Here is an 11,887-nt window from a genome sequence, read left to right on the forward strand (position 1 = left end):
AAGGTTGCCTGACCCCGCGCGCCATGCCAAAGAGCGCGGCATGGACGCTCAGATGACGAATTTCGAAACGAAGCTGCGCGATAACGCGGCACAGACCGAATCCCTGCTTGGTCGCCTGCTTTCCGCAGAGGCGCGTGCGGATGAGATTACGCGCCCGCAAAACCTGCTCGACGCCATGCGTCATGGTGTGCTGAACGGCGGCAAACGCCTGCGGCCCTTCCTGGTCATAGAAAGCACGGCCTTGCTCGGCGGAAATGCCGAAGCAGCCCATCATGTCGGTGCCGCGCTGGAATGCCTGCATTGTTACTCGCTGGTGCACGACGATCTGCCAGCGATGGATGACGACGACCTGCGCCGCGGCCAGCCGACAGTGCACCGCAAATTCGACGAGGCGACCGCCATTCTCGCAGGCGACAGCCTGCTGACACTCGCCTTCGACATTATCGCGTCGGACGAAAATCCTCTCCAGGCAGACCGCAAGGCGGCTCTCGTGCTCTCGCTCGCCCGCGCGTCGGGTATCGGCGGCATGGCGGGCGGTCAGGCGCTCGATCTGGCTGCGGAAAAGAACGCACCTGATGAGACCGGCATTATTACATTGCAGGCTATGAAAACCGGTGCGCTGCTTCGCTTCGCCTGCGAGGCAGGCGCGATCATCGCCGGCAGCGATGTTTCCGAAAGACAAAGACTGCGCCTCTTCGGTGAAAAGATCGGCCTTGCCTTCCAGCTTGCCGACGATCTCCTGGATCTGACCGCCGATGCCGCCACCATGGGCAAGGCAACCGGCAAGGATGCCGCACGCGGCAAGGGAACGCTGGTGGCACTACGCGGTGAAGACTGGGCGCGCCTCAAGCTTCAGGAACAGGTGGCGGAAGCCTCCGAACTTCTGGCCCCCTACGGCGAAAAGGCCGCGATACTCATCGCGGCCGCCAGATTCATCGCCGAACGGAAAAGCTGAGCCGGTTTCCCGGCTCACCGTTTCTCAGCCAATCAGCCCTTGAGCGGCGAAATCAGCACTTCGACGCGACGGTTCTGGGCGCGGCCATCCGGCGTTGCGTTCGAAGCGATCGGCTGCGAGGGGCCGAAGCCGAGCGTCGAAATACGGCGCTGGTCGACGCCGCGTGCGCCGAGATAGTTTGCAACAGACGCCGCACGACGCTCGGAAAGCGCCTGGTTGTGCTGCTGGCTGCCGGTGGAGTCGGTATGGCCGTTGATGTCGATGAGCGTGCGGTTGAACTTGTTCAGCACGATGGCGACGGAATCGAGTGTCTGATAGAAAGGCGGGATGACCTGATCCTGATCCGTCGCGAAGGTGATGTTCGACGGCATGTTGAGAACGATGCTGTCGCCACGGCGGCTAACGGAAACGCCAGTGCCCTGAAGCTGGGCGCGAAGCTCGGATTCCTGACCATCCATGTAATTGCCGATTGCGCCACCGGCGAGTGCACCGATGCCGGCGCCGATGAGGGCTGCGTTGCGGCGACCGACCGGCGAACCGCCGACAGCCAGACCACCGAGAGCACCGACGACAGCGCCGATACCAGCGCCGCCCGCCGTGTTCGACATCTTCTGCTCACCCGTATAGGGATCGGTGGTGGTGCACGCGGAAAGATAGGTCCCGCAAAGGGCAACGATCGCGATTTTTTTGATCATGTGTTTTGATGCTCCGAAGGGTTCAGGCGGTATGACAGTGGAATTTCGGCATTTTCACGGTAGTTTTTACTCCGCCGCATCTTTCCGGCCAAAACGCTTTTCGATGTAATCGATCACAAGCGCTTCAAAATCCGCGGCGATGTTGGGACCGCGCAGGGTGAGCGCCTTCTCGCCATCGATGAAGATCGGTGCAGCGGGGCTTTCGCCGGTTCCGGGCAGTGAAATGCCGATATCGGCATGTTTGCTTTCGCCGGGGCCATTAACGATGCAGCCCATGACAGCAACATTGAGCGCTTCCACACCGGGATATTTTTCACGCCAGATCGGCATGTTCTTGCGAATGTCATTCTGGATATTCTGGGCAAGTTCCTGAAAGACGGTAGAGGTGGTGCGCCCGCAGCCGGGACATGCCGCAACCACCGGAATGAACTGGCGGAAACCCATGACCTGCAGCAATTCCTGCGCCACCTGCACCTCGCGGGTGCGGTCGCCGTTCGGCTCCGGCGTCAGCGAGACGCGAATCGTGTCGCCAATACCGTGTTGCAGCACATAACCCATGGCAGCAGACGAGGCGACGATGCCCTTGGAACCCATGCCGGCTTCGGTAAGACCGAGATGCAGTGCGTGGTTGGAGCGTTCCGACAGCATCGAATAAACGGCAATCAGGTCCTGTACCTGGCTGACCTTGGCAGACAGGATGATGCGGTTGCGCGGCAGGCCGATTTCTTCGGCAAGCTCTGCGGAAATCAGTGCCGACTGGACTATGGCTTCGCGGGTGACCTGACGGGCAGAGAGCGGAAAACCCTCCTCCTTGTTCTTGTCCATCAGCGTCGTCAGCAATTCCTGATCGAGCGACCCCCAGTTCACGCCGATGCGAACCGGCTTGTCATAACGGATCGCCATTTCGACGATTTCGCCGAACTGCTTGTCCTTCTTGTCCTTGAAGCCGACATTGCCGGGATTGATGCGGTATTTCGCCAGTGCTTCGGCACAGGCCGGATGATCGGCCAGAAGCTTGTGGCCGATATAGTGGAAATCGCCAATCAGCGGCACGTCCATGCCAAGGCGCAGCAGCCGTTCGCGGATTTTCGGCACAGCGGCAGCGCTCTCATCGCGATCAACGGTGATGCGCACCATTTCAGAACCGGCCTGGAAAAGTGCCGCCACCTGCTGCACGGTGGCGTCGATATCCGCCGTGTCGGTATTGGTCATGGATTGTACGACGACAGGCGCACCGCCACCCACGATGACGCCCCCTACGTCGACGGCAACGGATGCACGGCGGGGCTTTGGATCGTAATCGGCGTGTGACGTCATGGCGGTCTCTGGAGCTTGCGGCAAGGTCTGGCAATTGAGGTGAAACAAGGGGGCCTGCTTGTCAACACCCAACGCATAAGAGCTTCTACTTTACCGCAATCATGGCAAAATTCGAGACGCCTATTCCTTGCCCGCACCATCCGCATGCCGGGCGAGCCGCGAAAGCAGCAAAACCACCACATGCAACAACGGCAGAGCGAGAAATACGCTGGCAAGGCCGGTATGTTCGGCAATGAAGCCGATGGCCGAGGGTGCTACCAGAATCCCGGAATAACCCATGGTGGTGACGACCGACAGGCCGATGCCGGGTGCCAGTCCCGGCATGTTCCCCGCCGCCGAAAAGGCGATCGGCACCATGTTGGAAATACCGATGCCGGCAATCGCGAAGCCGATGATCACAAACGTGGAATTTCCCGCAAGACCAGCAATCAGAAGGCCCGCAATCGACATGACCGAGCAGAACCGCAGGGTATTGACCGCGCCGAACCGGTCGCGCACCAGATCGCCGGCAAAACGCATGGCCGCCATGGTCATGGAAAAGGCCGCGAATGCGAAACCGGACTGGGACACGGAAGCGCCGAGTTCATTGCGCAGATAAAGGGCACCCCAATCGAGGATCGCGCCTTCCGGAATCATCGAAAACAGCGCCATCAGACCGATAATCCACGGCAAGGGCGTCAGCGGCAAGCGACCTTTCGGACGCTCCTCCTCGGCATGCGGGCGATCCGCAAGAACGCGCGGCCACGCGACGACGAGCAAAACAAGGGCGATGACCGTCAACGCGATCGCATGCCCCTGCACGCCAATGGCCGTGATGAGATAGCCGCCAAGACCGGCACCGATCAGGCCGCCCAGGCTCCAGAAAGCATGGCACGACGACATGATGGCGCGGCGCATGTCACGCTCGACCGCCACCGCATTGGCGTTCATGGCGACATCCATCGCCCCTGTCAGCCCGCCGAACAGGAAAACCGCAATCACACCTGCCCAGATCGTGTCTGCCCAGGAGATGAAAAGCAGTGTCGGCAAGAAAATAGCCGCACTCGCAAGGCTGACCGTTCGCGATCCGAAACGGGCGATCTGGGAACCGGCGATCGGCATGAAAACCAGCGAGCCGACGCCGAAAACCAGAATGATCAGGCCAAGCGCACTTTCACTGAGGGATAACCGCGCCGCAAATTCCGGTATTTTGGGCGCCCACGATCCCATCATGAAACCGTTCATCAAAAACAGCAGGGATACACCGAGCCTGTGCCGCGTCAGATAGGACGAGCGCTTGACCGTCGGCGAAAATGTCGTGGGGCCGTTCATCGGTAATATCCTTCAGACTTGACCGTGAGAGAGTTGGACGGCGTCATCGCCGCCGAAATGAACTTGTACGCCTTTAGCCGACAGCGCCTCGACCAATGTGCGGTCGGCGTCATGTTCCAGCACCAGGGAAAGAGGCGGAGAAAAGTCGTGCACGTGAAACGCCGCCTTGTGGCCCAGCTTTTCCGTGGTGATGGCGGCAACAATCCGCTGGCTGGCGCTGCAGGCAAGCCGCTTGAACACGGCATCCTCGAAAATATCCGCCGACAGGCCGGTCTCAGCCGCAACACCGCAAACGCCAAGAATACACAGTTCGGGCCGCATCAGCTCGAGTTGCCGCAACGCCAAGGCGTCGATGGCCGCACCGACGGCCGGATCGACCTTGCCGCCGATCATGATCAAATCGATATCGGCCCGCCCCGTGAGTTCAGCGGCAATAGCAGGCGTATTCGTTACCACCGTCAATTTGAGACCGGCGGGGACAGCTCTTGCAATGGCCAGATTGGTGGAGCCGGCATCGATGAAGACGACCATGCCCGGCTCAAGCAGCGGAATTGCTGCGCACGCCAACGAAGCCTTGCGATCGGCATCCTCGGCGATCCGTGTCTTCAGCGGCACCGTCTTGCTATCGGAAAGCAACGCCCCGCCATAGACGCGCAGACACTCCCCGCGCGCCGCCATATCCCGCAGATCCCGGCGGACCGTATCTTCCGAAACGCCGAAATTCTGGGCCAGATCCTGCGCAAGCACGCGGCCGCTTTGCCGCAACTGTGCAAGAATGAGCGCCTGCCGCTCGCTGACAAAATGATCGCTCATCGGGACTCATGCATAAACAGGAGCAAACGTGCACGAACATGCATATTTGAGTTTTAGTGAAGGTGCAACAGCAAAACGCCCGCCGGGAGGGCGGGCGTTTATAACGAAAGACAAAATATCGCGGCTAGCGATGCCGTGTGGGCATCATTCCGCGTAGGCGATCAGCAGATCCTTTGCGTCGATCTGGTCACCCGGGCGCACGAGAACCTCGGCGACCTTGCCATCGCGTTCGGCGTGAAGCGCGGTTTCCATCTTCATGGCCTCGATGGAGAGCAGCACGTCGCCGGCCTTGACCTCCTGACCCTGGTTGATGAAGACGCGGCTGATCACGCCCGGCATCGGCGCACCAATATGCGTGCCATTGCCGAGTTCCGCTTTGCGGCGCACCGCAGAGCCGGATGCGCCATGAGCGCGATCCGGCACCTTGATGCGGCGCGGCTGGCCGTTGATCTCGAAGAACACCGTCACCATGCCCTTATCGTCAGTGCCGGAAGAGGCTTGATTGACGATGACCAGCGTTTTGCCGCGCTCGATATCGGCAAACAGCTCTTCACCGTCCTCCATGCCGTAGAAATACGCATGGGTGGGAAGCACGGAAACCGGACCGTAGGTCTCGGAGGTCAGCGCGAAATCGGTGAACACCTTCGGATACATCAGATAGGATGCGAATTCGAAGTCGTTCACGGAACGCTCGAGTTTGGTCTCGATCGCCTTTCTCTCCGCATCGAGATCGGCATCCGGCAGCAAAGAGCCTGGACGAACCGTATAGGGCGCGTCACCCTTCAGCGCCTTTTTCTGCAGGGCTTCCGGCCAGCCGCCTGGCGACTGCCCAAGATCGCCCTTCAGCATCGAAACCACCGAGTCCGGGAAGGACACTTCGCGATCAGGATTTTCCACGTCGGCGACCGTCAGATCCTGGCTCACCATCATCAGCGCCATATCGCCGACAACCTTGGAGGACGGCGTGACCTTGACGATATCGCCGAACATCCGGTTGGCGTCGGCATAGGCCTGCGCGACCTCGTGCCAGCGGCTCTCAAGACCGAGCGAGCGCGCCTGTTCCTTGAGATTGGTGAATTGCCCACCGGGCATTTCATGCAGATAGACTTCCGAGGCAGGGCCCTTCAGATCGCTTTCGAAAGCCGCATACTGGTTGCGCGCCGACTCCCAGTAGAACGAGATGCGGCGGATCCATTCCGTATCGAGACCCGTATCGCGTTCCGATCCGGCCAGCGCTTCCACGATGGAACCGAGGCAGGGCTGGGACGTGTTGCCCGAAAGCGCATCCATGGCGGCATCCACCGCATCCACGCCCGCATCGACGGCGGCAAGCACGGTCGCAGCCGCAATGCCGGATGTGTCATGCGTGTGGAAATGGATAGGCAGGCTGGTCGCCTCCCTCAGCGCCTTGAACAGCACCTTGGCAGCGGCAGGCTTCAGAAGTCCCGCCATATCCTTGACGGCGATGATGTGCGCGCCTGCACGCTCCAGCTCGGCGGCGAGGTTGGTATAATATTTCAGGTCGTATTTTGGACGCGCGGAATTGAGGATATCGCCCGTGTAGCAGATGGCCGCTTCGCAGAGCTTGTTCTCCTCGGCGATCGCATCCATCGATACGCGCATATTCTCCACCCAGTTCAGGCAGTCGAACACGCGGAACAGGTCGATACCGCCCTTCGCAGCCTGACGGACGAAATATTTCACGACATTGTCTGGATAGTTCTTGTACCCGACGCCGTTCGCACCGCGCAGCAGCATTTGCAGCAGCAGGTTCGGCGCACCCTCGCGGATCAGCGCCAGGCGCTCCCACGGGTCTTCCGTCAGGAAGCGCATGGAAACGTCGAAAGTGGCGCCGCCCCAGCACTCCAGAGACAGAAGCTGCGGCAAGGCCTTGGCATAGACGCTTGCGACGCCGGCAATGTCATGGGTGCGCATGCGTGTGGCCAGCAGCGACTGATGGCCGTCGCGCATCGTCGTGTCCGTTACCAGCACCCGCTTTTCGTTGCGCATCCAGTCGGCAAAGCCCTTCGGCCCCAGCCGGTCGAGTAATTGCTTGGTGCCATCAGGCGTCGGCGCATCGATATAGGGAACCACCGGCTGTGCCGCATTTGCCGGTGGCTTGACGCGGCCCTTGGTTTCCGGATGCCCGTTCACCGTCACATCGGCAAGATAGGTGAGCAGCTTCGTAGCGCGGTCCTGACGCTTGACCTGTGCAAACAGCTCCGGCGTCGAATCGATGAAGCGGGTCGTATAGGTGTTGTTGCGGAAACTCGCATGGCCAATGATGGCCTCGAGGAAGGTCAGGTTGGTCGCAACACCGCGAATTCGGAATTCGCGCAGCGCGCGGTCCATGCGGCTGATCGCTTCATCCGGCTGCGGCGCCCAGGCCGTTACCTTCACCAAAAGCGGATCGTAATAACGGGTAATGATCGCCCCCGAATAGGACGTCCCGCCATCCAGACGAATGCCGAAGCCGGACGCCGAGCGGTACGCCGTTATACGGCCGTAGTCGGGAATGAAATTGTGCTCCGGGTCTTCCGTGGTGATACGGCACTGCAGCGCATGGCCGTTGAGGCGGATATCCTCCTGTTTCGGCACACCCGATTCCGGCGTGCCGATGGCGGCCCCTTCCAGAATATGGATTTGCGCTTTAACGATATCGATGCCGGTCACGACTTCGGTGACGGTATGCTCCACCTGAATGCGCGGATTGACCTCGATGAAGTAGAATTTGCCGGTATCGACATCCATCAGATATTCGACCGTGCCGGCGCCGATATAATTGGTCGCAGCCGCGATCTTCAAGGAATAGGCGGCCAGTTCCTGACGCTGCGCTTCGCTGAGATAGGGTGCCGGCGCGCGCTCAACCACTTTTTGATTGCGGCGCTGGATCGAACAATCGCGCTCGAACAGATGCACGACATTGCCGTGGGTATCACCGAGAACCTGGCTCTCTACGTGGCGGGCGCGCTCGAGCAGCTTTTCTAGATAGACCTCGTCCTTGCCGAAAGCGGCCTTCGCCTCGCGCTTGGCCTCGGTGACCTCGCGTGCCAGATCCTCCTTTTTGCGGATGGCGCGCATGCCGCGACCGCCGCCGCCCCAGGAGGCCTTCAACATAACGGGATAACCGATCTCTTCGGCCAGCCGCTCCACCTCGGCCATATCGTCCGGCAGCGGCTTGGTTGCAGGAACAACGGGAACATTGACCGAGATCGCCAGATTGCGGGCGGCAACCTTGTTGCCGAGCTGGCGCATCGTATCCGCCGTCGGTCCGATGAAGGTGATGCCAGCCTTGTTACAGGCCTCAACGAATTCGGGGCTTTCGGACAAAAGACCGTAACCGGGATGGATCGCGTCCGCGCCGGAAAGTCTGGCCACGCGGATGACTTCCTCAATCGAAAGATAGCTCTCGATCGGTCCCATATCCTTGGCGAGATGCGGACCCCTGCCGACCTGATAACTTTCATCCGCCTTGAAGCGGTGCAAAGACAGCTTGTCCTCTTCCGCCCAAATGGCGACGGTTTTTATCCCCAGCTCGTTCGCTGCCCGGAAAACTCGGATCGCAATTTCGGATCGGTTGGCAACAAGTATTTTCGATATTTTCAAGACGGTCTCCCCACACGCCAAAACAGAATTTCTGCTGCACTGCGGAATTAAGCAGCAAAACCCGGTCTTGAAAAGGGCAATTCGGGAGAGAAGCGTACTGTCGTAACTAGCTCAGCAAGCCGTTGCGAAAGGCGAGTGCTACAGTATGCTGCCTGTTCTTGGCGCTGAACCGACGCTGGATTCCATTGATATACCAGTCGACCGTGTGATTGGAGATCGATAGCTGGCGTCCAATTTCGGTTGAGGTCATGCCATCAGCCATCAGCGTCAGCACTTCCATTTCCCGCCTTGTAAGTTCAAGAGCGGAAACATTCGGCGCGTTGTTGAGGTTATGGACCTGACCTGAAAGATCGAGCAGACGCCAGAACACCGCGCGCGTGGCCGCATCCAGCAGCTCAACGTGCAACGAGGGCAATTGCCGGTCCTCGCCGCCAAGGAACACCGCGCCGATGAATCCCGCGCGCCCGTGCACCGGAAAGGCATACCCACCCTGCAGACCGTAACGGCCGGCATCGTGAAAAAACACATTCGCCCTTTTTCGATGCATCGCGCGGGGCAGGCCCTCAAGCGCCTCTTTCCACTGAAACGGCTTGTGCACCATGCCGATCACCTTACGGACGGGATCGACAAGATTATACTTCTTGGCGCGGTAGACCTCGATCCACCCTTCCGGGAGATGTTGTGCGAGAATCTGGCCGGTGGAACCAAGCTCCCCGGTCATCCGCAGGCTGACGAGGAAATATTCGAAACCATATTCGCGAATAAGTGTTACAAATTCGGAGCGAACACGATCAGCGTTTCCCGCCTGGTAGCACGCAGAGATGAAGTGAAGAATATCATGCATAAAGACACATGCCCGGAGCTTGGCTGGAAGGGATGACATGAAGGACATGGTCCCGCGAGGACGTCATGTTACTCGGGCGCCGGTCGGTTCAGACTGAACATATCGTCGTTAGCAATCCCTGAAACGAACATGCAAAATCTTGTGACGGCGTCCCCTAGAAACATCGGGTTCAGTTTTTTTTCGGTTCGCACGCGTGCTCGGTTTGTTAAGCCGCCATTCAGACTGAAAGAGCGATAATTACACAAATTTCGCCGTCTCATGCAACCTTGCTAAAACAGCATTGTATTGAGACCGAACAATCAACCGCTCGAAACAGACGCTGGACTGGATTGAAAATTTGACTTTGTTTCAGGTTTACACACGCGCCCTGCGCTATCTGACCGTACATAAATGGCGGGTGTTGATCGTTGTCATCGCCAACATCATTCTTGCAGCGATCACCATTGCCGAACCCGTGCTGTTTGGACGGATCATCGACGCCATCTCCTCCGGCTCCGATGTCACGTCCATCCTCATCCTGTGGGCGGGTTTCGGCGTCTTCAACACCGTGGCTTATGTCGCTGTCGCCCGCGAGGCCGACCGGCTGGCCCACGGTCGCCGCGCGACCCTCCTGACGGAAGCCTTCGGCCGGATCATCTCCATGCCGCTCTCCTGGCACCATCTGCGAGGCACCTCGAACGCGCTGCATACGCTTCTGCGCGCCAGCGAGACGCTGTTCGGCCTGTGGCTCGAATTCATGCGCACGCATCTGGCGACTTTCGTCGCACTCGTACTGCTTATTCCGACAGCCATTGCCATGGACCTGCGCCTCAGCTTCGTCTTGATCGGTCTTGGCATCGTCTACTGGTTCATTGGCAAGTGGGTGATGGGCCGCACCAAGGATGGCCAGGCTTCGGTCGAGGAGCATTATCACAGCGTTTTTGCCCATGTCAGCGATTCCATCAGCAACGTGTCCGTCCTGCACAGCTACAACCGCATCGAGGCTGAAACGAAGGCGCTGAAATCCTTCACCGAAAAACTGCTGAGCGCCCAATATCCGGTGCTCGACTGGTGGGCTTTCGCAAGTGCCTTGAATCGCACTGCCTCCACTGTTTCGATGATGATCATCCTCGTCATCGGCACCGTGCTGGTGAAGAACGGCGAATTGCGCGTCGGTGACGTCATTGCCTTCATCGGTTTCGCCAATCTTCTCATCGGCCGTCTCGATCAGATGCGTCAGTTCGTGACCCAGATTTTCGAGGCGCGCGCAAAGCTCGAGGATTTCTTCGTGCTCGAGGATTCCGTCAAGGAACGGGAAGAACCGGGCGACGCCCGGGAATTGTCCAATGTCTCCGGCACCGTGGAGTTCCGCAACGTCAATTTCGGTTTCGCCAACACCAAGCAGGGCGTCCACGACATCTCGTTTACGGCCAAGGCCGGCCAGACGATTGCCATCGTCGGACCGACGGGCGCGGGCAAGACCACGCTCATCAATCTTCTGCAGCGTGTCTATGATCCGGATTCAGGCCAGATTCTGATCGATGGAACCGACATCTCGACGGTGACGAAGAACTCGCTCAGAAACTCCATCGCCACCGTGTTCCAGGATGCTGGCCTTCTGAACCGCTCCATCCGCGAAAACATCCGCCTTGGTCGCGAATCTGCTACCGACGCGGAGGTCGTGGAAGCAGCAGCAGCTGCTGCTGCGACGGATTTCATCGACAGCCGTATAACCGGCTACCTGACCCAGGTGGGTGAACGCGGCAACCGCCTGTCCGGTGGCGAGCGCCAGCGTATCGCCATTGCGCGTGCTATCCTGAAGAACGCTCCCATCCTGGTCCTTGACGAGGCAACCAGCGCGCTGGACGTGGAAACGGAAGCACGGGTTAAGGCCGCCGTGGACGCGCTGAGAATGAACCGCACGACCTTCATCATCGCTCACCGCCTTTCCACGGTGCGCGATGCCGATCAGGTGCTGTTCCTCGATCAGGGCCGTATCATTGAAAAGGGCACGTTCGACGAGCTCAGCCAGCGTGGCGGACGCTTCACCTCGCTGCTGCGCACCAGCGGCCTGCTGACAGGGGAAGAGGGCCAGCCCCGGCCTAAAGCCATCGCCTCCTGACACTCTGGCTTACGGAATATAATAAGGGCGGGCACCGTGGTGTCCGCCCTTTTTCTTTGTCCGTTTTCCAAAGTCTGCGAAGCTGGAGACATGTGCCTTGATAATGCAGGAAAGGGCCAAGCCTTAGCCTTAGCCTTAGCCTTGGCCATCAGCATTCAGCGATCCAACAGCGCAGAAACATGGCCCTGTAAAACTGCTCTGCCTGCGTGCCACGTCGAGAGGAGCGCGGCTCACATTCTCGTTGG

General features: G+C 59.4%; 8 protein-coding genes. 2 read left to right on the forward strand and 6 right to left on the reverse strand.

What is annotated here, in order from left to right; all coding sequences use genetic code 11:
- Positions 1-40 precede the first annotated feature (40 nt).
- Positions 41-955: a polyprenyl synthetase family protein gene (locus ACZ5A6_RS12110; protein ID WP_141193435.1), complete on the forward strand. Its 915-nt coding sequence runs from the start codon at positions 41-43 to the stop codon at positions 953-955.
- Between the two features lie 32 nt (positions 956-987).
- Here ACZ5A6_RS12110 and ACZ5A6_RS12115 read toward each other — a convergent pair whose 3' ends face one another.
- From ACZ5A6_RS12115 to ACZ5A6_RS12140, 6 genes are all read right to left on the reverse strand, one after another.
- Complete coding sequence (locus ACZ5A6_RS12115; protein WP_019566011.1) at positions 988-1,650, reverse strand: YiaD family glycine zipper/OmpA-like lipoprotein; 663 nt, start codon at positions 1,648-1,650, stop codon at positions 988-990.
- 66 nt (positions 1,651-1,716) lie between these two features.
- Positions 1,717-2,967 (reverse strand): flavodoxin-dependent (E)-4-hydroxy-3-methylbut-2-enyl-diphosphate synthase, encoded by a 1,251-nt coding sequence (gene ispG, locus ACZ5A6_RS12120; RefSeq protein WP_003516555.1) that lies wholly within the window; start codon positions 2,965-2,967, stop codon positions 1,717-1,719.
- 120 nt (positions 2,968-3,087) lie between these two features.
- Positions 3,088-4,278, reverse strand: a complete 1,191-nt coding sequence (locus ACZ5A6_RS12125) for an MFS transporter (protein WP_003516553.1) — start codon at positions 4,276-4,278, stop codon at positions 3,088-3,090.
- 12 nt (positions 4,279-4,290) lie between these two features.
- On the reverse strand, positions 4,291-5,091 hold the full coding sequence (locus ACZ5A6_RS12130) for a DeoR/GlpR family DNA-binding transcription regulator (protein WP_174060543.1): 801 nt from the start codon (positions 5,089-5,091) through the stop codon (positions 4,291-4,293).
- Between the two features lie 144 nt (positions 5,092-5,235).
- Positions 5,236-8,697 carry a pyruvate carboxylase gene (gene pyc / locus ACZ5A6_RS12135; protein ID WP_038492474.1) on the reverse strand — a complete coding sequence of 1,154 codons (3,462 nt, stop codon included), beginning with the start codon at positions 8,695-8,697 and terminating at the stop codon, positions 5,236-5,238.
- 106 nt (positions 8,698-8,803) lie between these two features.
- A complete protein-coding gene (locus tag ACZ5A6_RS12140; RefSeq protein WP_464110946.1) occupies positions 8,804-9,541 on the reverse strand; it encodes an autoinducer binding domain-containing protein in 738 nt (245 codons plus the stop codon).
- Positions 9,542-9,878: 337 nt separating this feature from the next.
- Between ACZ5A6_RS12140 and ACZ5A6_RS12145 the strand changes: the two genes are divergently transcribed.
- A complete protein-coding gene (locus tag ACZ5A6_RS12145; protein WP_464110947.1) occupies positions 9,879-11,642 on the forward strand; it encodes a glucan ABC transporter ATP-binding protein/ permease in 1,764 nt (587 codons plus the stop codon).
- Positions 11,643-11,887 lie beyond the last annotated feature (245 nt).

The sequence above is a fragment of the Agrobacterium sp. 6Ca8 genome, assembly GCF_055382765.1.